Source organism: Variovorax sp. AC194 (assembly GCF_979257995.1).
Map to the genome: position 1 here is coordinate 2212621 of NZ_OZ409823.1, position 19888 is coordinate 2232508.

Consider the following 19888-nt stretch of genomic DNA (forward strand, 5'->3'; position numbering starts at 1 on the left):
GGGTGCCTTGCGCAGCGAAATCAAGGAGGAGGGCGAAGCCCGGGGGACATTCGCGGAGCAAGGCACCCCGTCGGCGCGATCGTTGCCCTGAACAGAACAGCGCTCAAGCCGCCAGCCGCTGCGCGGTCCGTCCACCAGGCCGCGCCAGCCCGAGGTGATCGCGCAACGTGCGCCCCTCGTACTCGGTGCGAAAGAGCCCCCGCTTCTGCAGGATCGGCACCACGCCATCGACAAAGTCCTGCAGCCCATGCGGCAACGCATCCGGCATCAGGTTGAACCCATCCGCCGCACCGCCCTTGAACCAATGCTCGATGTCATCGGCGATCTGCTCCGGCGTTCCCACGATCACGCGGTGCCCACCACCGCCCGCGAGTTCGCGGATCAACTGCCGCACCGTGTATCCATGCGTGCGGCCGGCCGCGACCACCGCGTTGAAGAAGGTGTGGTTGCCGTTGCCATTGCCCGGGAGCGGCAGGTTGTCGGGCAGGCGCTCGTCGAGCTTCAGGCGATCTGGCGTGATGCCCAGCGTGCCGGCCAGGCGCGTGAGGCTGTAGTCCCACGGAATCAGGTCGACCAATTCGTCGCGCCGGCGTCGCGCCTCGGCCTCGGTGCCGCCGACGATGGTGGTGATGCCGGCGAGTACCTTCACCGCATCGGGGCCGCGGCCCAGTTCGGCGGCGCGGGTCTTGAGGGCGCGTGCGTAGGCCAGCGATTCTTCGAACGACTGCGAGGCCGAGAACACGGCTTCCGCATGGCGTGACGCGAGCTCGCGCCCATCGGCCGAGGCACCCGCCTGCACCAGCACCGGATGGCCCTGCGGCGCGCGCGGCAGGTTCAACGGCCCCTGCACCGCGAAGTGCTCGCCGCGGTGCGCGATCGCATGCACCTTGGCCGGGTCGATGAATCGGCCCGAGGCCTTGTCGCCGATGAAGGCATCGTCTTCCCAGCTGTCCCACAGCGCCTTCGCGATGTCGGCGAACTCCGAGGCGCGGGCGTAGCGCTGGGTGTGGTCGGGCGTCGTGTCCAGGCCGAAGTTGCGGGCCGAGGGCAGGTCGGCGGTGGTCACCATGTTCCAGCCCGCGCGGCCGTTGCTCACGTGGTCGAGCGTGGAGAAACGGCGCGCGATGTTGTAGGGCTCGTTGTAGCTGGTGGAGGCGGTGGCGATGAGGCCGATGTGCGTGGTCGCAGCGGCCACGCAGGCCAGGAGGATAGTGGGCTCCAACGCGGTGATCGGGCGGAAGTGGATCTGGTCCACGATGGCCGCGTTGTCCGCGAGAAAGATCGCATCGAGCTTGGCGGCTTCGGCGATCTGCGCGGTGCGGATGTAGTGCCGGATGTCGGCGAACGCCCACGGGTCGCTCTCCGGCAGGCGCCACGCCGAAGGCACGAAGCCCGAGTGCAGGATGTTGACGTTGAGGTGCAGTTGCCTGCGCGGTGCGCCGTTGTTGTTGCTGTTGCTCATTGGCTGAAGTAGTCCGGCAGCCGGTAGCCGGCCCACACGGGGTTGGCCCTGAAGAACTTCTGGAACTCGGGCGACTGGTAGGCGGCCACGATGTCTTTGGCGAACTTCGCGTTCTCGTTGCTGCGCTTGACGGCCACCACGTTCACGTAGGGCAGCGTCATGTCTTCGAGCTTCAGGGCCTCGGTTAGCTTCAGGCCCGAGGCGACGGCGAAGTTGCCCTGCACGGCCGCGAGGTCGGCATCGGCCAGCGAGCGCGGGGCCTGCGCCGCGTCCAGCGGAACGATCTTCAGGCGCTTGGGGTTGGTCACGATGTCGCGCTCCGACACGCTCAGCGGGCTCACGCCTGGCTTGATGGTCACCCACCCGATGGCCGCGAGGATGTTGAGCGCGCGTGCTGCATTCACCGGGTCGGCCGGCAGCGTGACGGTCGCGCCGTCGGGCACCTTGTCCAGCGACTTGTGGCGCTGCGAATAGAGGCCCATCGGCGGCGTCGGCACATGCACCACGGGCACGAGATCGAAGCCCTGCTGCTTGTTGGTGGCGTTGAGGTACAGCGAGTGCTGGAAGATGTTGGCGTCGATCTGCCCGCGCTCGACCGCATCGTTGGGCTGCACGCCCTGGCTGAACTCGACGTACTTGACGGTGTAGCCCAGCTTCTTCAACTGGGGCTCGATGCCGTGGGTGAAGGCATCGCGGTACGGGCCGGGCATGAAGCCTACGCGCAGATCGTCGGCGTGGGCGGAGATGTGAAGGAGCAGGCTCAGTGCGAGGCCGCCGGACAGCGGGGCGAGACGGCGCAGCCACGAGGGCGCGCGCGAGGGGAAAGGCATGACGGCAACTCCGGAGGACGGCGAAAGGAGTTGGGCACTCTAGGCGGCGGTGCCTGATGTGCGAACGAAGATTTGCGCGCTTGGATATCCGGTCGGCGGATATCGCGGGGCAGGGCAATGACATCGGTCCGCGCCTTTTGTAGGATGCCGCCATGACCCAGCACATCGGAATCGTCGGCTGCTCGGCCGAAGGCGCATCGCTTTGCTACCAGACCATTTGCGTGGAGGGCGCGAAACTGCTCGGCCCGCACGCGCATCCGGAGGTCTCGATGCACACGCCATCGCTCTCGGACTACATGGCACACATCTACCGCGGCGACTGGCGCGGCGTGGGCGAGGTGATGCTCGCGTCGGCGCACAAGCTCGCGAAGATCGGCGCGGACTTTCTGGTGTGCCCCGATAACACCATCCACCAGGCGCTGCCGTTCATCGAGGGGCGCTCGCCGCTGCCCTGGTTGCACATCGCCGGGTGCGTCGCCGATGAAGCGGCGCGGCGCGGCTTTCGGCGCATCGGCATCACGGGCACGCGCTGGCTGACCGACAGCCAGGTGTATCCCGAGAAGCTCTCGGCGCGCGGCCTGGACCATGTCCGGCCCACCATCGAGGAGCGCGACGAGATCGCGAGGATCATCATGGAAGAGCTGGTCTACGGCGTCTTCAAACCGGAGGCGGTTGCGACCTTCCAGCGCGTGATGCAGCGCCTGAAAGATGAAGAGGGCTGCGATGCGGTGGTGCTCGGCTGCACCGAGATTCCGCTGATCATGAACGACGCGAATTCGCCGCTGCCGACGCTCGATTCGACGCGGCTGCTGGCACGCGCGGCACTGCGCCGCGCGACTCAGACGACGCAGAAGAACTAGGCCAGGAAGTCTTCGATCAGCCGCGCCACGCGCTGCGGCTGGTCGTGGTGCAGCATGTGCCCCGCGTCGTCCAGCCGCTCGATGCGCACCGAGGGCACGGACTTCAGGCGCTCGTGGAATTCGTCGAGCGTGTAGCGGGCCTTCCACCAGCCGTGCAGGCTGTCGTCGGCGGCCTCGATCATCAGCGTCGGCGCGGTGATGCGCGCATAGAGCGCAAGAGTTTCGTCGACGCGGAAGATGTGCGCGTTGACGATCTTGTGCGCCGCTTCGCCAAGGATCTGCCAGCGCGTGCTGCCGTCGGGCTGCACATGGCCGGCGGACCAGTGGCTCGCGAGCCAATCGGCCTTGTCTTGCGTCAGGCGCGGGTTGGTCTTCATGAGGCGGCGGGCCACGCCGTCGACGGCCGAGTAGCCCGCGAGCGCCTTCTCGCCGCGGTGCAGGCCCTTGAGCTCGTCGATCCACTGGCCGTAGCGCGCGGGCGCTTCGTCGGGCTTGCGCGCGGGCATGCCGAAGCCTTCGAGGTTCACGAGGCGGCGGATGCGCGCGGGCCGCACGCCCGCGTAGTGCATCGCGACGTTGCCGCCCATGCTGTGGCCGACGAGGTCGACCGGCCGGGCGCTGTCGCCCTCGCCGGCATAGTGGTCGAGCAGCCATTCGAGGTCGGCCAGGTAGTCGGCGAGCCAGTAGTTGTCGACGCCGCCGCCGTCCGTGAGGCCGAAGCCGCGCCAGTCGGGGGCGATGATGAAGCGGTCTTCGCCCAGCGCATCGACCACGAACTGCCAGGAGGCCGCGACGTCCATCCATCCGTGCACCAGCACCAGTGGCGGGCGGTCCGGCGAGGGCTCGCCCCAGAGGCGCACGTGGTAGCTCAAGTTGCGCACGGGCACGAATTCGCTGCGCGAGGGACGGAGGGCTTGGTACATGGGCGTCGATGATAAGGAGCCTGGCGCGTTCGGGCAGTCCGCCAGACGACAGTTGTGAACACCGGCGGAGCGCATCCGCTCGGGCTTTCGGCGCGCGGCCAGCGCGTTGCGGGGGAGGGCGGTAGCATCCCGCGCATGAAAAAGATCCAACTCGGTCAGAGCGACCTGCACGTCACCCCGATCTGCCTCGGCACCATGACCTTCGGCGAACAGGTGGACGAGCCCACCGCCCACGCCATCCTGAGCCGCTCGCTAGAGCGGGGCGTCGATTTCATCGACACCGCCGAGATGTACTCGGTGCCCACCCGCAAGGAAACCTACAGCGTCACCGAAACCATCATCGGCAACTGGTTCGCCGCCAATCCCGGCGCGCGCCAGAAGCTCGTGCTGGCCACCAAGGTGGCCGGCCCGCTGCGCAACACCCCCTGGGTGCGCGAAGGCGTGGGCATGACGGCCGCGGACATCGTGGCCTCGTGCGAGGCGAGCCTGAAGCGCCTGAAGACCGAGACGATCGACCTCTACCAGATCCACTGGCCCGAGCGCCATGTGCCGGCCTTCGGCAACATCTACTACGACCCGTCCAAGGAAGTCACGCAGACGCCGATCCACGAGCAGCTGGAGACCTTCGGCAAGCTCGTGAAGGCCGGCAAGATCCGCGCGATCGGCCTGTCGAATGAAACGCCCTACGGCGTGCACGAGTTCGTGCGGCTGGCCGAGCAGCACGGCCTGCCGCGCGTGGCCACGGTGCAGAACGTCTACAACCTCGCGAGCCGGGGCGCAGAGAACGGACTGGACGAGACGATGCATCGCCTGGGCGTCTCGCTGCTGGCCTACTCGCCACTGGCCTATGGCCTCCTGACCGGCAAGTACGACCAGAGCGGCATCACCGGCCCCGACGCGCCCGCCGAAGCGCGCATCACGCGCTACGAATCGGTGCGCAAGCTCCGCTGGGGCCGCCCCGATGCGCTGAAGGCCGCGCGTCTGTACAACCAGCTCGCGCGCGACAACGGCTTGACGCCCACGAAGCTCGCACTGGCCTTCTGCTACACCAAGTGGCAGGTGGCGAGCACGATCATCGGCGTGCGCACGCTCGAGCAGCTCGACGAGGACATCGATGCCTACGGCACCACGCTGTCGCCGGAAATCCTGGCCGAGATCGACAAGATTCGCTGGGACATCCGGGACCCGGCTGCGTGAACGACAAGATGGTGAAGAAGGTCCACGTTTCCGAAACGCCCGCAACGCAATTGCTGCGGGCGAACAAGATCGCCTTCACCGAGCATCCCTACGAGTACATGGAACACGGCGGCGCGCAGCGCGGCGCCGAGATGCTGGGGCTCGACCCCTTCACCGTCATCAAGACGCTGGTGATGCAGGACCAGGACGCCAGGCCGCTCATCGTGCTGATGCACGGCAATCGCACGGTGTCGACCAAGAACCTCGCGCGGCAGATCGGCGCCAAGTCGGTCGAACCCTGCAAGCCCGAGGTGGCGCAGCGCCACAGCGGCTACATGGTGGGCGGCACCTCGCCCTTCGGCACGCGGCGCGAGATGCCGGTGTACGTCGAATCGACGATCCTCGCGTTGCCGAGGATCGTGCTCAATGGCGGGCGGCGTGGCTACCTGATCGGCATCGATCCGCAGGTGTGCGTCGCGCTGCTGGGCGCGACGCCGGTGCAGTGCGCGCTGGCAGAATAGCCGCACGCGACATCCCGGCCTTTCGGCGCCGTCGCCGATAAGAACAACCATTCCCCGCGGAGCGCTGCCTTGAGCTTTCACCTGCCGTCCCTCATCGCCATCGTGGCGTCGTACCTGATCGGCTCGCTGTCCTTCGCGGTCATCGTGAGCAAGTCGCTCGGCATGGCCGATCCGCGCAGCTACGGCAGCGGCAACCCCGGCGCGACCAACGTGCTGCGCTCGGGCAACAAGGGCGCGGCGCTCGCCACGCTGGTGCTCGATGCGGTCAAGGGCTGGCTGCCGGTGTTTTTGATTCGCCACTACGGCGCGCAGTGGGGCCTGGGCGATGGCGTGGCCGCCGTGGCGGGCCTCGCGGCTTTCCTCGGGCACCTGTACCCGGTGTTCTTCGGTTTCCAGGGCGGCAAGGGCGTGGCGACCGCGGCGGGCGTGCTGGTGGGCATCGCGCCCTGGCTGGGGCTGGCGACCGGCGTCACCTGGCTGATCATCGCGGTCTTCTTCCGCTATTCGTCGCTGTCGTCGCTGGTGGCGGCGTTCTTCGCGCCGGCCTATTACCTTTTGGGCGGCAACATCGCGTGGCCGCTCGACCGCACGGTGCTGATTGCGATCATCATCATGAGTCTGCTGCTGGTCTGGCGGCACCGCGAAAACATCCGCCGGCTCGCGGCCGGCACGGAGTCGAAACTCGGCTCGAAGAAAAAGCTTGAAGCAGAAGGCTAGAACACCACCATGGCAACCCTCACCCGCTTTCACGTCGGTCCGCGTCTCTCGGAGACGGCCGTGCACAACGGCACCGTCTACCTGGCGGGCCAGGTGCCCGACGACACCTCGCAGGACATCCGCGGCCAGACCGCGCAGGTGCTCGCCATGGTCGATCGCCTGCTGGCCGAGGCCGGCAGCGACAAGTCGCGCATCCTCATGACGCAGATCTTCCTGGCCGACATCACCGACATCACGGCGATGAACGAGGTGTGGGATGCGTGGATTCCGGCCGGCAACACGCCGCCGCGCGCGACGGTGCAGGCCAAGATGGCCAACGCGGCCTACAAGATCGAGATCGTCGTTACCGCTGCCGCGGTCTGACGCTCAGTAGCGTTTCTCCAGGACCATCTGGTCCGCGTCGCGGCGCATGGAGAAGCGGTTGATGAAGCTGTTGCCCAGCAGCACGAAGGGCATCGGCTCGGGGGACACGATGGCGTCGATGTCGTAGACCTCGACATCGCCGACGCGCACGGACTGCAGCCGCAGCTTGTAGCCCACGGTCACGCCGTTGGCGGTGCTCATCTGGACCCGCTGGGCCTTGCTGTAGTCCAGGCCGATGCGCTGCGCATCGGCGGCCGACAACGCGATCGACGTGGCCCCGGTGTCGAGCATGAAGGTGACCGTGCGCCCGTTGATGGTGCCCTGCGTCATGTAGTGGCCGCGGCTGTCGGCCGGCAGCACGATGCGGCTGCCACCGCCGGAACCTCCACCATTTCCGCCGATGCTGACCGGCGTGTCCATGCGCAGGTTGACGCGCTTGCCCTCGAGTTCGACCACGGCCTGTTCGGCCTGCAGCGACACCAGCTTCACGCCCTGGAAGCTCTCGCCGACCGCCACCGTCTTGGGCGGCGCGCCGTTCACGATCAGGATCGCGCGGCTGCCGATGGTGCCGGTGAGCATCACCGAGCTGGCGGCGTGCGCCGTCGCAACGGCAGCCAGAAGAAGCGCTGCCGCGAGGACCGCCGGGGATTTCATGGTGCGATCAGTCGCGGAAGTTGTTGAACGACAGCGGCATGTCCGGCACGTCCTTCTTGATGAGGGCCATCGCGGCCTGCAGGTCGTCGCGCTTGGCGCCGGTGATGCGCACCGCGTCGCCCTGGATCGCGGCCTGCACCTTGAGCTTGCTGTCCTTGACGATGCGGGTGATCTTCTTGGCCTGCTCGCTCTCGATGCCGCTCTTGACCTTGATGACCTGCTTGACCTTGTCGCCGCCCATCTTCTGGACGTCGCCCTTGTCGAGGAAGCGCACATCGACGCTGCGCTTGGTGAGCTTGCTGCGAAGGATGTCTTCCACCTGCACGAGTTGGAACTCGGCATCCCCGATCATGGTGATTTCCTTGTCCTTGAGGTCGACGGCGGCCGCCGTGCCCTTGAAATCGAAGCGCGTCGCGATTTCCTTGGCGGTGTTCTCGACCGCATTCTTCACTTCGGGCAGATTGGGCTCGCAGACGGTATCGAAAGACGGCATGGGCTCTCCTGATGTCACTTGTGCTGGATGCGACAATTCTCCCATGATCGTGGAGCACAACGTCCCCCTGCAGCCGTACAACAGTTTCGGCATCGTCGCGCGCGCGCAGCGCCTGGCGCGCATCACGGGCGAGGCCGATATCGCCGAGCTCCTGGCCGGCCCCGACTGGCCGGGCGCCCCCCGTTTCGTGCTGGGCGGCGGCAGCAACATCGTGCTGACCGGCGACGTCAAGCCGCTGGTGCTCAAGGTGGAAATCAAGGGCCTGCGGCTGGTCGAAGAGACGCCCAGGGCCTGGATCGTCGAGGCGGGTGCGGGCGAAATCTGGCACGACGCCGTCGAATGGATGGTGCGCAACGGCTATCCCGGCCTCGAGAACCTGGCGCTCATTCCCGGCACCGTAGGTGGCGCGCCGGTGCAGAACATCGGCGCCTACGGCGTCGAGCTGCAGGACCGCTTCGAATCGCTGGACGCCATCGACCTGGACACCGGCCGCAGCTTCACGCTCGATGCCGCCCAGTGCGCCTTCGGCTACCGCGATTCGGTCTTCAAGCACGTGCGAAGCGGCCCCAACGACTTCGGCCTCGCGGGCCGGGCGCTAATCACGCGGGTGCGCTTCCGCTTGCCCAAGCCCTGGAAGGCGGTCGTCGGCTACCTCGACCTCGAACGCAAGATGGAAGAAACCGGCAACTTCACGCCGAGCGCCGTCGATGTCTTCGACTGGATCTGCGCCATCCGCCGCGCCAAGCTGCCCGACTGGCGCGTGCTGGGCAATGCCGGCAGCTTCTTCAAGAACCCGACCGTCACGCCCGAGCAGTGCGCCGACATCATCGCGCGCGACCCCAAGATCGTTCACTACCCGATGGCCGACGGCAGCATCAAGCTGGCGGCCGGCTGGCTCATCGACGCCTGCGGCTGGAAGGGCAAGTCGGTCGGCAATGCCGGCGTGTACGAGCGGCAGGCGCTGGTGCTGGTCAACCGCGGCGGCAGCGAGAACCCGGTGACCGGCGGCGAGGTGATGACGCTGGCCAAGGCCATCCAGACCAGCGTGTACGAGCGCTTCGGCATTCGCCTGGAGCCCGAGCCGGTGGTCGTCTGAGGCGATGGATCTGGACTTTTTGCACCTGAATTTCCGGCGGCGCATCGCGACGCTGGTGTGGGCGCAGCGGGTCGTCATCGTGGCGGGCATCGCCTCGGTGTTTCTGGTGCCGGCGCGCTGGTGGGGATCGGCGCTGCTGTTCATCGCGGCCTTCTGCTTCGCGGCGCTCCTGAGCCGCATCGAAGTGAGCCTGCGCCGCCAGTTCATCCGCGAGGCGCGGCTGCCGCCCTTCCTCGTCGGCAAGCTGCGCGAAGCCCATCCGCAGTTGAGCCGGCGCGATGCCGAGCTGGTGCTGCGGGGCCTGCGCCAGTTCTTCATGGCGCACCTGCGCAGCGACCGCAAGTTCGTCGCCATGCCCTCGAAGGTGGTCGACACCGCCTGGCACGAGTTCATCCTGCACACGCAGGGCTACCAGAACTGGTGCAAGGCGGCCTTCGGCGGCATGCTGCACCACAGCCCGGCCGAGGTGCTGGGCAAGGACGCCAAGCGCAACGACGGCCTGCGCCGCACCTGGTACTGGGCGTGCAAGGAAGAGAGCATCGATCCGCGCAAGCCCGCGCGGCTGCCGCTGCTGTTCGCGCTGGACATCAAGTTCGCGATTCCCGGCGGCTTCGAATACGTGCCCGACTGCAAGGCGGTCGACCGGCACAACGGCTCGACCGCGCAGTGCGGCAGCGAGTTCGGCGAGTCTTCGTCGGATGGCGGCGGCTCGGGCGATGCCGGTGGTTTCGGCGGCAGCGAGTCGAGCAGCGACAGCGGAAGCGGGGACTCTGGCGGTGACAGCGGTGGTGACAGTGGCGGGTGCGGAGGCGGCTGCGGCGGAGGCGGCGGCGACTGACCGACGCGGCGCAGCGCCAAAGAAAAACGGGCCCCTCGGGCCCGTTCGTCATTGAAGCGCGCGGCGCTTACTTGCTGCCGCTCTCGTCGTCGTTCGCGAGCTTGGGCAGCGAAGCGCCCTGGCTCGACGACAGCAGCCCGGTGCGGGTGTAGATCGCCAGTTTCTCGCGCGTGTCGATGATGTCCAGGTTGCGCATCGTCAACTGGCCGATGCGGTCCAGCGGCGTGAACGCGCCCTCGACCTTTTCCATGCTCAGGCGCTCGGGCTTGTAGGTGAGGTTGGGCGATTCGGTGTTCAGGATCGAGTAGTCGTTGCCGCGGCGCAGCTCGACGGTCACTTCGCCGGTGATGGCGCGCGCCACCCAGCGCTGCGCGGTCTCGCGCAGCATGATCGCCTGCGGGTCGAACCAGCGGCCCTGGTAGAGCAGGCGGCCGAGCTTGCGGCCGTGGTCGCGGTACTGCTCGATCGTGTCTTCGTTGTGGATGCCGGTCACCAAGCGCTCGTAGGCGATGAACAGCAGCGCAAGGCCCGGGGCCTCGTAGATGCCGCGGCTCTTGGCCTCGATGATGCGGTTCTCGATCTGGTCGCTCATGCCCAGGCCGTGGCGTCCGCCGATGCGGTTGGCTTCCAGGATCAGCTCGACCATGTTCGGGTAGGCCACGCCGTTCAGCGCGACGGGCACGCCTTCCTCGAAGCGCACCGAGACGGTCTCGCGCTTGACCTGGACTTCGTCCTTCCAGAACGCGACGCCCATGATGGGCTGCACGATCTGCATGCCGCTGTTCAGGTGCTCCAGGTCCTTGGCCTCGTGCGTGGCGCCCAGCATGTTGGAGTCGGTCGAGTAGGCCTTCTCGGACGACATCTTGTAGGCGAAGCCGGCCTTCTGCATGAACTCCGACATTTCCTTGCGGCCGCCCAGCTCGTCGATGAAGACCTGGTCCAGCCAGGGCTTGTAGATCTTGAGCGCGGGGTTGGTGAGCAGGCCGTAGCGGTAGAAGCGCTCGATGTCGTTGCCCTTGTAGGTGCTGCCGTCGCCCCAGATGTTGACGTCGTCTTCCTTCATGGCCGACACCAGCATGGTGCCGGTCACCGCGCGGCCCAGCGGCGTGGTGTTGAAGTAGGTGACGCCCGCGGTGGTGACGTGGAAGGCGCCGGCCTGCAGCGCGGCGATGCCTTCGTTGGCCAGCTGCGCGCGGCAGTCGATCAGGCGCGCGTTCTCGGCGCCGTAGAGCATCGCCTTGCGCGGGATCTCGTCGTAGTCGGGCTCGTCGGGCTGGCCGAGGTTGGCGGTGTAGGCGTAGGGAATCGCGCCCTTGTTGCGCATCCAGTGCAGGGCTGCGCTGGTGTCCAGGCCGCCGGAGAAGGCAATGCCGACCTTCTGGCCGGCGGGAACGTTTTGGAGGATGGTCGACATGTTGGGAGTTCCGGGTTCGCGGTTCAGCCGAAGTGGCAGATGTAGCTGTAGGGCTCGCCGGTTACCCGGATCTGGAAGCTGGAGTTGCCCGGCACGTTGAACTTCTGGCCCGGGCCCGAAGCGACCCATTCGGTGGTGCCCGACAGCAGGTACTCGCAGCTGCCGGCGGTGCCTTCCATGATCTCGGGCGCGCCGGTGTTGAAGGTGAGGGTGGACGGCAGGATCACGCCGACCGATTTCTTCGTGCCGTCGGCGAGCGTGAGGCTGTGGCTCACGCATTTGCCGTCGAAATACACATTGGCCTTGGTGGCCACTGCGGCGCTGTTCAGAGTGTCGGTAGTCGTCGTCATTGGGTGGCGCCGGCGCGCGGGCGCTCGGCTAATCGAGGACGCACCGCACCGGCGGCGCACCCGTCAGGGTTGGGAAAGTCCTCGATTTTAGGGGCTCGACGGCCCCCATCTTCTCAACGGTGCCAGCCGCCGCGGTAACCGCCGTAGCCGCGATAGCCGTATCCACCGCGATAGCCGCCGTAGCCGCGGCCGTAGTAGCCGCCGCCCCAGCCGCGCGAATAGCCCAGGTTCAGCGAGATGCCGACAGGCGGGTACACGTAGGGCTGCGCATACGGGTAGGAATAGGCGGGCTGCACATAGACCGGCGGCGCATAGACCGGGGCCGGCTGTGCGTAGACCGGCGCGCCCTGGCCGGAGACCACCACGCCGGGCTCCGGCACGACGTTTTCCCAGGGGGAGCCGCCGCCTTGCTGGCCCTGTTGGTACTGTTCCTGGTACTGCGGGTCTTGCTGGTACTGCTGGCCGTTGTTGGCCTCGACCGGGTAGACCTGAGGCTGCGGCTGCACGGGCATGCTGGTCGCGCCCGTCGTGGTCACGCCATAGGCGCTGGCCTGGATCGGGATCGTGGCGCCCGGCCGGCTGGTGGTGCGGGTCGTGTACTGGCGGCCCTGGTATTCGTAGGTGACGTTGTAGCTGACGTCGCTGCCGGTCGTCTCGCGGATCGGGGTGGCGGAAATCACCCGGGCCTGGACCACCTGCTGGGCCTGCGCGACGGTTGCGCCCGTCGCCAGCAGCCCGGCCACCGAAAGCCCCGCGAGGGTGCGAAAAACGTGTCTGTTCATGGTGTTCTCTCCTGCAGATCGAGGTTGGAGGCCGGCCGGCGAGACGGGGTTCCGGGGTTTACACGGCGTTCACAGCCCAGGTTGGAGCGTCGAATCCCGTCGTAACGCCGGTTTTGGCCCCCCAGTTGACCACCGGACGCTTGATGAGGCTCGGGTTGGCCAGCAGCACCGCGCGGGCCGAGGCGGCGTCGACCACGCTGTTCTGCGTGGCTTCGTCGAGCTTGCGCCAGGTGGTGCCGCGGCGGTTGACCAGGGCCTCCCAACCGGGTTTTTTCAGCCACTGGTCCAGTTCGGCTTCGGGCACGCCCTGTTTCTTGAAATCGTGGAAGGTGTAGGCCACGCCGTGCTCGTCGAGCCAGGCGCGGGCGCGCTTGACGGTGTCGCAGTTCGGGATGCCGTATAGGGTTGTCATGGCCGCCATGATGCCGCGCCCGGCGGGTCGGCGACAATGCCGGCCTCCATGGAAACCCTTAACGACTGGCTCGCGCGCGCCGAGCACCTCCATCCCAAGAACATCGAACTGGGCCTCGAACGCGCCAAGGAGATGGCCGGGCGCCTGGGCCTTACGTTCGGCTGCCCCGTCATCACGGTCGCGGGCACCAACGGCAAGGGCTCGACCTGCGCCATGCTCGAGTCGATCCTCACGCACGCGGGCTACCGCACCGCCGTGTTCACCTCCCCCCACCTCGTGCGCTTCGAGGAACGGCTGCGCCTGAAGGGCGAATCGGTCGATGCTTCCAAACTGATAGCAAGCTTCGACGTGGTGGAGAAGGCCCGCGGCGACATGCCCCTGACCTACTTCGAGTTCACCACCCTGGGCATCCTGCACTGCATGATCCAGGAAAAGCCCGATGTGGCGATCCTGGAAGTCGGCCTCGGCGGCCGGCTCGACGCGGTCAACATCATCGATGCCGACTGCGCGGTCATCACCAGCATCGACCTGGACCACATGGAATACCTCGGGCCCGACCGCGAAAGCATCGGGTTCGAGAAGGCCGGCATCCTGCGCGCCGGCAAGCCCGCGATCGTGAGCGACCCGATGCCGCCGCAGAGCGTGATCGACCATGCCACCGCCATCGGCGCCGACCTCTGGCGCTTCGGCACCGACTTCAACGTGTCGGGCGACAAGCAGCAGTGGGGCTGGTCGGGCCGCGGCAGGCGCTACAGCGGGCTGGCCTATCCGGCGCTGCGCGGCGCCAACCAGCTCATCAATGCGGCGGGCGTGCTTGCGGCGCTGGAGGCGCTTCGTCCGCAATTGCCGATCACGGCGCAGGCGGTGCGCAACGGGCTCGCAATGGTCGAGCTGCCGGGGCGCTTTCAGATCGTGCCGGGCGAGCCCGCGCTGGTGCTCGACGTGGCGCACAACGCGCATGCGGTCGCGGCGCTGGCCGAGAACCTCGACGCGATGGGTTTCTTTCCGACGACGCACGGCGTCTTCGGTGTCATGGCCGACAAGGACCTCGCGCCGATCCTCGCGCGCATCGGCCCGCTGATCGACCGCTGGTACTTCACCGACCTGCCCACGCCGCGCGCGGCCAAGGCGGCCGATCTGCTGGCCGCATGGCAGGCGCAGAACACTCGCGCCGACGCCTCCGGCAGCGTGCATTCGGGCCCGATGGACGCGTTGCGCGCAGCCATCGAGCACGCGGACCCCGCTGATAGAATCGTGGTCTTCGGATCGTTCTTCACCGTGGGTGGCGTGCTCGAAAACGGCACCCCCCGGCTGCAAGCCAAACACCTGTCGCCGGGCGGCTGACCGACAGGTCGACCGCACCACCTGGCATCACCTCGCTGCACTCCTTCAGGGATCGAACTTCATGGCGTTTTTCAAGTTCCGCACGCGCGGCCCACAAGGCAACGAAGGACGCAACGCCCCGGCGGCCGTCCCCGCGGAAAGTGTCGAAACCATGCGTCGGCGCGCGCGCCATCGGTTGCTGGGCGCCGCGGTGCTGGTGCTGCTGGGCGTGATCGGGTTCCCGCTGCTGTTCGACACCCAGCCGCGGCCCGTGTCGGTCGACATCCCCATCGAGATTCCGGACCGCAACAAGGTCAAGCCGCTGCCCGTGCCCGCCGCGCCGGCAACGCCTCCCGCAACGAGCAGCGCGCCGGCCGCGCCGGACAACAGCGCCCGCGTGGCGGCTGCCTCGTCGGCCGGCGGCATGATCACCGAGACCGCCGATGGCACCGTGATCGACGCCAGCAAGCCGGTGGCCAGCGCGCCGCCCGTCGCCGAAACCAAGCCCAAGCCAGAACCGAAGCCGGAACCCAAGCCCGAACCGAAACCTGAAGCCAAGCCGAAGCCTGAACCCAAGCCCGAGGCGAAGGAATCCAAGCCCAAGCCGGAGCCGAAACCCGAGGCCAAGCCGAAGCCGGAGTCCAAGCCCGCCGCCTCCGCCGACGACGGCGCCCGCGCCCGCGCATTGCTCGAAGGCAAGCCCATCAGCACCACGCCCAAGCCGGCCGCCGGCGACGACGCCGGCCGCTTCATCGTGCAGGTCGGTGCGTTCGCCGATGCCGACAAGGCGCGCGAAGTGCGCCAGAAGCTGGAGCGCGCGGGCCTGAAGACCTATGTGAACGTCGCCAAGACGGCCGATGGCGAGCGCACGCGTGTGCGTGTCGGTCCCTTCGCGTCGCGCGCCGAGGCGGACAAGGCGGCGGAGAAGGTCAAGGGCTTGTCTTTGTCGGCCGCGATCCTCACGTTGTAAGCGCAGGCGCCTGCTGCCGTGGCCCTGCTCGACTGGATCGCCGTCACGCTCATCGTGGTGTCGATGCTGTTCGGCCTCATGCGGGGCCTGGTGTTCGAAGTGATTTCGCTGGTGGGCTGGGTGGCCGCTTTCATCGCCGCCCAATGGCTGGCCTCCGATGTGGCGGCGTGGCTGCCGTTCGGCGAGCCGCAGGCCACGTGGCGCTACCCACTGGCCTTCGTGCTGGTGTTCGTGGCGGTGGCGTTCGGCGCGGCGCTCGTGGCGGCTTTGACGCGCAAGCTGATCACCGTGGTGGGCCTTCGGCCCGTGGACCGGATTTTGGGAGCTGCCTTCGGTGCGGCGCGGGGCGCAGTGGCCCTGCTCGTGCTGGCAGTCGTTGTTCATTTGCTGGTGTTGAGCGACGGTGCCTGGTGGCGCGATTCGCTCAGTGCCGGTGTTCTCGATGCGGCATTGCAGGGCCTGAAACCCGCGCTGCCTGAAAAGTTGGCAAGCTACCTGCCCTGAGAGGAATCGTTCATGTGTGGAATCGTCGGCGTTGTCAGCAACGCACCCGTCAACCAGTTGCTCTATGACGCGCTGCTGCTCCTGCAGCACCGCGGCCAGGACGCGGCCGGCATCGTGACCTTGCTGGAACGCAAGTTCTTCATGCACAAGGCCAAGGGCATGGTGCGCGACGTGTTCCGCACCCGCAACATGCGCGGGCTGCCGGGCAACGTGGGCCTGGGCCAGGTGCGCTACCCGACCGCGGGCAACGCCTACAGCGAGGAAGAGGCGCAGCCCTTCTACGTGAACGCGCCCTTCGGCATCGTGCTCGTGCACAACGGCAATTTGACCAACGCACACGCGTTGCGCTCGGAGCTGTTCTCCACCGACCACCGCCACACCAACACCGAGAGCGACTCCGAAGTGCTGCTCAACGTGCTGGCGCACGAGCTGGAGCGCTCCTCGCGCGGCGTGCCGCTGCACCCGGCCGAGGTGTTCGCCGCGGTCAAGAACATGCACAAGCGCCTGCGCGGCTCGTACGCCGTGGTGTCGCTCATCGCGGGCCACGGCCTTCTTGCCTTCCGCGATCCGTACGGCATCCGCCCGCTGTGCATGGGCCGCAATGCGAAGGACGGCACCGTCATGGTGGCCAGCGAATCGGTCGCGCTCGAGGGCTCGGGCCATGTGTTCGAGCGCAACATCAATCCGGGCGAAGCAGTGTTCATCGACCTGGAAGGCAATGTCCATTCGATGCAGTGCGCCGAGTCGCCCACGCTCAACCCCTGCATCTTCGAATTCGTGTACCTCGCGCGTCCGGACTCGGTGCTCGACGGCATCTCGGTCTACCAGGCGCGCCTGAACCTGGGCGAGACGCTGGCCAAGCGCGTGGTCTCCACGGTGCCGCCGAACCAGATCGACGTGATCATCCCGATCCCTGAATCGAGCCGCCCGAGCGCCACGCAGCTCGCGCACCTCCTGGGTGTACCGTACCGCGAAGGCTTCGTGAAGAACCGCTACGTGGGCCGCACCTTCATCATGCCGGGCCAGGGCGTGCGCAAGAAGTCGGTGCGCCAGAAGCTCAACGTGATCGCCAGCGAGTTCAAAGGCCGCAATGTGCTGCTGGTGGACGACTCGATCGTGCGCGGCACGACGAGCAAAGAGATCGTGCAGATGGCGCGCGACGCCGGCGCCCGCAAGGTGTACCTCGCCAGCGCCGCGCCGCCGGTGCGCTACCCCAACGTCTACGGCATCGACATGCCGACCAAGGACGAGCTGGTCGCGCACGACCGCACCGTCGAGGAGATCCGCGAACTGATCGGCTGCGACGCGCTCATCTACCAGGACGTCGATGCCATGAAGCGCGCCATCGGCTCGCTCAACACCAAGCTGGACGGCTTCGACGCCTCGTGCTTCGACGGCGTCTACGTGACCGGCGACATCGACACCGACGCCATCTCGCGCATGAACGGCAATCGCCCCCGCATCGAAGAGACCGAAGAAGATTCTTCGCGTCTCGCGCTCCCCAACCACAGCGAGTGAGAGCTGAAGTGACCGACGAAAGAACCCTGCCGCCCGGACTGCACCGCGACACGCTCGCGCTGCGCACCGGGCTGGCGCCCAGCCAGCATGGCGAGCATTCCGAAGCGCTGTTTTTGACCAGCGGCTTCGTGCAGCCCGATGCCGAGACCTCGGCACGCCGCTTCGCCGGCACCGAGCAGGGCTTTACCTATTCGCGCACCTCCAACCCGACGGTGACCAGCTTCGAGCAGCGCCTGGCCGCGCTCGAAGGCACCGAAGCGGCCATCGGCGCTTCGACCGGCATGGGCGCGATCCTCATGATGTGCATGGGCCTGCTCAAGGCCGGCGACCATGTGATCTGCTCGCGCTCGGTGTTCGGCTCCACGCTGAACCTGTTCGGCAAGGAGTTCGCCAAGTTCGGCGTCGAGACCACCTTCGTCTCGCAGACCGACGTGGCCGAATGGCGCGCGGCGATCAAGCCCAACACCAAGCTGCTGTTCGCCGAGACGCCGACCAATCCGCTGACGGAAGTCTGCGACATCCGGGCTCTCGCCGACCTGGCGCATGGCGCCGGTGCGCTGCTCGCGGTCGACAACTGTTTCTGCACGCCTGCGCTGCAGCGGCCGGTCGAGCTGGGCGCGGACCTCATCATCCATTCGGGCACCAAGTACCTGGACGGCCAGGGCCGCGTGATGGCCGGTGCGATCTGCGGTCCGTCGAAACTCATCGTCGATGTGTTCGGCCCGATCGTGCGCACCGCCGGCATGGCGCTGTCGCCGTTCAATGCGTGGGTCGTGCTCAAGGGCCTGGAGACGCTCGGCATCCGCATGAAGGCGCAGTGCGCGAACGCGCTGGCCGTCGCGCAATGGCTCGAGCAGCAGCCAGGCATCGCGCGTGTCTACTACCCGGGTCTCGCTTCGCATGGGCAGCACGAGCTCGCGATGCGCCAGCAGTCGGGGCAGGGCGGGGCGGTGGTGTCGTTCGACGTGGTCGGCGACACGCCCGAAGCCGCGCGCGCCAATGCCTTCCACGTGATCAACAGCACGCGCGTGGTGAGCATTGCGACCAACCTGGGCGATACCAAGACCATCATCACGCACCCCGGCACAACCTCGCACGGCCGCCTCACCGAAGTGCAGCGCCAGGCGGCAGGCATCAGCCAGGGGCTGATCCGTCTCGCGGTCGGCCTCGAGTACATCGACGACATCACGGCCGATCTTTCGCGCGGCCTGAGCACCCTGAATTCCTGAATCGAGTTTCATGACCGGCAAAGTTCGCACCCGCATCGCTCCGTCTCCCACCGGCTTTCTTCACCTGGGCACGGCTCGCACCGCGCTCTATTCGTGGGCGTACGCGCGCCACCACGGCGGCGAATTCGTGCTGCGCATCGAAGACACCGACGTGGCCCGCTCCACGCAGGACTCGACCGACCAGATCCTCGCGTCGATGCACTGGCTCGGCCTGGACTACGACGAAGGCCCGATCTATCAGATGCAACGGTTGGAGCGCTACCGCGAAGTGATCGCGCAGATGCTTGCGGCCGGCACGGCCTACCACTGCTACTGCACACCGGCCGAGCTCGACGAGATGCGCGAAGCGCAACGCGCGCGCGGCGAGAAGACGCTGTACGACCGCCGCTGGCGCCCCGAGGCGGGCAAGGTGCTGCCGCCCGTGCCCGAAGGCGTGCCGCCGGTGGTGCGCTTCTGCAATCCGCCCGAAGGCGACGTGACATGGAACGATCTCGTCAAGGGCGAGATCACCATCAACAACCGCGAGATCGACGACCTCATCATCTTGAGGCCCGACGGTGTGCCCACGTACAACTTCGCGGTCGTGGTCGACGACTGGGACATGAACATCACGCACGTGTTCCGCGGCGACGAGCACATCAACAACACGCCGTGGCAGATCAACATCTTCCGCGCGCTCGGCGCACCGCTGCCGCAGTTCGGCCATGTGCCGGTGATCCTGGGCGACGACGGGCAGAAGCTCTCCAAGCGCCGCGGCGCGGTGAGCGTCACCGCCTATGAAGAGAACGGCTACCTGCCCGAAGCGATGCTGAACTACCTCGCGCGCCTGGGCTGGAGCCACGGCGACGACGAGCTCTTCACGCGCGAGCAGATGGTCGGCTGGTTCGACGGCTCGCACCTGTCCAAGAGCCCCGCGCAATGGGATGCGGCCAAGCTCGCATGGGTCAACGCGCAGTACATCAAGGCCAAGGCCGATGCGGAACTCGCGCCGCTCGTGGCCGCGCAACTGAAGAAGCGCGGTATCGAGGCGGACGACCGGCTCACGGCCATCTGCGCGCTCTTCAAGGACCGCTGCGAAACCACGGTCGCGCTGGCCGATTGGGCCGCCGCGTTCTATACCGATGTGACGCCGAGCGACGCCGATCGCGCGCAGCACGTCACCGATGCGGTGAAGCCCGTCCTCGCGACGCTCGCGGAGAAGCTCGCAGACGTGACCTGGGAAAAAGTTTCGATCGCCGCGGCCATCAAGGAAGTTCTGGCCGCGCATTCTGTGAAAATGCCCGTGTTGGCCATGCCGGTTCGCGTCCTCGTGATGGGAACACCGCAGACGCCATCCCTCGATTCGGTGCTCGCCCTCTTTTCTCGCGAAAAAGTTGTGGAGCGTTTGAAAAGGGCCTGATTTTTCGGTCTATAATTTGAGGCTCGACACCGACACACGGTAATTCTGAAAAGA

22 protein-coding genes are annotated in these 19888 nt (G+C 67.1%); 13 read left to right on the forward strand and 9 right to left on the reverse strand.

Annotated features, from left to right (window positions below; all coding sequences use genetic code 11):
• Window positions 1–103 precede the first annotated feature (103 nt).
• A complete protein-coding gene (locus tag ACZYRS_RS10670) occupies window positions 104–1462 on the reverse strand; it encodes an LLM class flavin-dependent oxidoreductase (protein ID WP_463419223.1) in 1359 nt (452 codons plus the stop codon).
• Window positions 1459–2292: a MetQ/NlpA family ABC transporter substrate-binding protein gene (locus tag ACZYRS_RS10675; RefSeq protein WP_463419224.1), complete on the reverse strand. Its 834-nt coding sequence runs from the start codon at window positions 2290–2292 to the stop codon at window positions 1459–1461. The genes ACZYRS_RS10670 and ACZYRS_RS10675 overlap by 4 nt, the downstream gene beginning before the upstream one ends.
• A gap of 152 nt (window positions 2293–2444) precedes the next feature.
• Between ACZYRS_RS10675 and ACZYRS_RS10680 the strand changes: the two genes are divergently transcribed.
• The gene (locus ACZYRS_RS10680) at window positions 2445–3152 is read left to right on the forward strand and encodes an aspartate/glutamate racemase family protein (RefSeq protein ID WP_463419225.1); all 708 of its coding nucleotides are present in this window, start codon (window positions 2445–2447) and stop codon (window positions 3150–3152) included.
• Here ACZYRS_RS10680 and ACZYRS_RS10685 read toward each other — a convergent pair.
• The gene (locus ACZYRS_RS10685; RefSeq protein ID WP_463419226.1) at window positions 3149–4075 is read right to left on the reverse strand and encodes an alpha/beta fold hydrolase; all 927 of its coding nucleotides are present in this window, start codon (window positions 4073–4075) and stop codon (window positions 3149–3151) included. The genes ACZYRS_RS10680 and ACZYRS_RS10685 overlap by 4 nt on opposite strands.
• A 135-nt stretch (window positions 4076–4210) precedes the next feature.
• On the opposite strand from ACZYRS_RS10685, the gene ACZYRS_RS10690 reads away from it, so the two are divergent.
• From ACZYRS_RS10690 to ACZYRS_RS10705, 4 genes are all read left to right on the forward strand, one after another.
• Window positions 4211–5272 (forward strand): aldo/keto reductase, encoded by a 1062-nt coding sequence (locus tag ACZYRS_RS10690; protein WP_463419227.1) that lies wholly within the window; start codon window positions 4211–4213, stop codon window positions 5270–5272.
• 8 nt (window positions 5273–5280) lie between these two features.
• On the forward strand, window positions 5281–5772 hold the full coding sequence (locus tag ACZYRS_RS10695; protein WP_463422476.1) for an aminoacyl-tRNA deacylase: 492 nt from the start codon (window positions 5281–5283) through the stop codon (window positions 5770–5772).
• Window positions 5773–5841: 69 nt separating this feature from the next.
• Window positions 5842–6489: a glycerol-3-phosphate 1-O-acyltransferase PlsY gene (gene plsY, locus ACZYRS_RS10700; protein ID WP_463419228.1), complete on the forward strand. Its 648-nt coding sequence runs from the start codon at window positions 5842–5844 to the stop codon at window positions 6487–6489.
• Window positions 6490–6498: 9 nt separating this feature from the next.
• The gene (locus tag ACZYRS_RS10705; RefSeq protein ID WP_463419229.1) at window positions 6499–6852 is read left to right on the forward strand and encodes a RidA family protein; all 354 of its coding nucleotides are present in this window, start codon (window positions 6499–6501) and stop codon (window positions 6850–6852) included.
• A 3-nt stretch (window positions 6853–6855) separates the two neighbouring features.
• Here ACZYRS_RS10705 and ACZYRS_RS10710 read toward each other — a convergent pair whose 3' ends face one another.
• Both ACZYRS_RS10710 and ACZYRS_RS10715 read right to left on the reverse strand, forming a co-directional pair.
• Window positions 6856–7506: a retropepsin-like aspartic protease family protein gene (locus tag ACZYRS_RS10710; RefSeq protein ID WP_463419230.1), complete on the reverse strand. Its 651-nt coding sequence runs from the start codon at window positions 7504–7506 to the stop codon at window positions 6856–6858.
• Between the two features lie 7 nt (window positions 7507–7513).
• On the reverse strand, window positions 7514–7999 hold the full coding sequence (locus ACZYRS_RS10715; protein WP_013542743.1) for a YajQ family cyclic di-GMP-binding protein: 486 nt from the start codon (window positions 7997–7999) through the stop codon (window positions 7514–7516).
• Between the two features lie 43 nt (window positions 8000–8042).
• On the opposite strand from ACZYRS_RS10715, the gene murB reads away from it, so the two are divergent.
• Both murB and ACZYRS_RS10725 read left to right on the forward strand, forming a co-directional pair.
• Entirely contained in the window at window positions 8043–9095 is a 1053-nt protein-coding gene (gene murB / locus ACZYRS_RS10720) for a UDP-N-acetylmuramate dehydrogenase (RefSeq protein WP_463419231.1), read from the forward strand.
• A 4-nt stretch (window positions 9096–9099) separates the two neighbouring features.
• Window positions 9100–9933 (forward strand): glycine-rich domain-containing protein, encoded by an 834-nt coding sequence (locus ACZYRS_RS10725; protein WP_463419232.1) that lies wholly within the window; start codon window positions 9100–9102, stop codon window positions 9931–9933.
• A gap of 67 nt (window positions 9934–10000) precedes the next feature.
• Here the strand turns inward: ACZYRS_RS10725 and argG are convergent, their stop codons facing one another.
• The 4 genes from argG to ACZYRS_RS10745 all read right to left on the reverse strand — a co-directional run bounded on the left by argG (window position 10001) and on the right by ACZYRS_RS10745 (window position 12891).
• Window positions 10001–11347: an argininosuccinate synthase gene (gene argG / locus ACZYRS_RS10730; RefSeq protein WP_463419233.1), complete on the reverse strand. Its 1347-nt coding sequence runs from the start codon at window positions 11345–11347 to the stop codon at window positions 10001–10003.
• A 23-nt stretch (window positions 11348–11370) separates the two neighbouring features.
• The gene (ppnP, locus tag ACZYRS_RS10735) at window positions 11371–11697 is read right to left on the reverse strand and encodes a pyrimidine/purine nucleoside phosphorylase (RefSeq protein ID WP_176656130.1); all 327 of its coding nucleotides are present in this window, start codon (window positions 11695–11697) and stop codon (window positions 11371–11373) included.
• A gap of 113 nt (window positions 11698–11810) precedes the next feature.
• The gene (locus tag ACZYRS_RS10740; RefSeq protein ID WP_198789299.1) at window positions 11811–12479 is read right to left on the reverse strand and encodes a hypothetical protein; all 669 of its coding nucleotides are present in this window, start codon (window positions 12477–12479) and stop codon (window positions 11811–11813) included.
• Window positions 12480–12537: 58 nt separating this feature from the next.
• Entirely contained in the window at window positions 12538–12891 is a 354-nt protein-coding gene (locus ACZYRS_RS10745) for an ArsC family reductase (protein WP_463419234.1), read from the reverse strand.
• 36 nt (window positions 12892–12927) lie between these two features.
• Here ACZYRS_RS10745 and folC point away from each other — a divergent pair, with 36 nt between their 5' ends.
• The 6 genes from folC to gltX all read left to right on the forward strand — a co-directional run bounded on the left by folC (window position 12928) and on the right by gltX (window position 19834).
• Window positions 12928–14235, forward strand: coding sequence for a bifunctional tetrahydrofolate synthase/dihydrofolate synthase (folC, locus tag ACZYRS_RS10750; protein ID WP_463419235.1), 1308 nt, complete (start codon window positions 12928–12930; stop codon window positions 14233–14235).
• A gap of 61 nt (window positions 14236–14296) precedes the next feature.
• Window positions 14297–15184 (forward strand): SPOR domain-containing protein, encoded by an 888-nt coding sequence (locus tag ACZYRS_RS10755; RefSeq protein ID WP_463419236.1) that lies wholly within the window; start codon window positions 14297–14299, stop codon window positions 15182–15184.
• An 18-nt stretch (window positions 15185–15202) separates the two neighbouring features.
• Window positions 15203–15688, forward strand: a complete 486-nt coding sequence (locus ACZYRS_RS10760; RefSeq protein WP_463419237.1) for a CvpA family protein — start codon at window positions 15203–15205, stop codon at window positions 15686–15688.
• Window positions 15689–15700: 12 nt separating this feature from the next.
• A complete protein-coding gene (purF, locus tag ACZYRS_RS10765; RefSeq protein WP_463419238.1) occupies window positions 15701–17206 on the forward strand; it encodes an amidophosphoribosyltransferase in 1506 nt (501 codons plus the stop codon).
• Window positions 17207–17214: 8 nt separating this feature from the next.
• Window positions 17215–18435: an O-succinylhomoserine sulfhydrylase gene (locus ACZYRS_RS10770; protein ID WP_463419239.1), complete on the forward strand. Its 1221-nt coding sequence runs from the start codon at window positions 17215–17217 to the stop codon at window positions 18433–18435.
• Window positions 18436–18445: 10 nt separating this feature from the next.
• Window positions 18446–19834 carry a glutamate--tRNA ligase gene (gltX, locus tag ACZYRS_RS10775; RefSeq protein WP_463419240.1) on the forward strand — a complete coding sequence of 463 codons (1389 nt, stop codon included), beginning with the start codon at window positions 18446–18448 and terminating at the stop codon, window positions 19832–19834.
• Window positions 19835–19888: the final 54 nt, after the last annotated feature.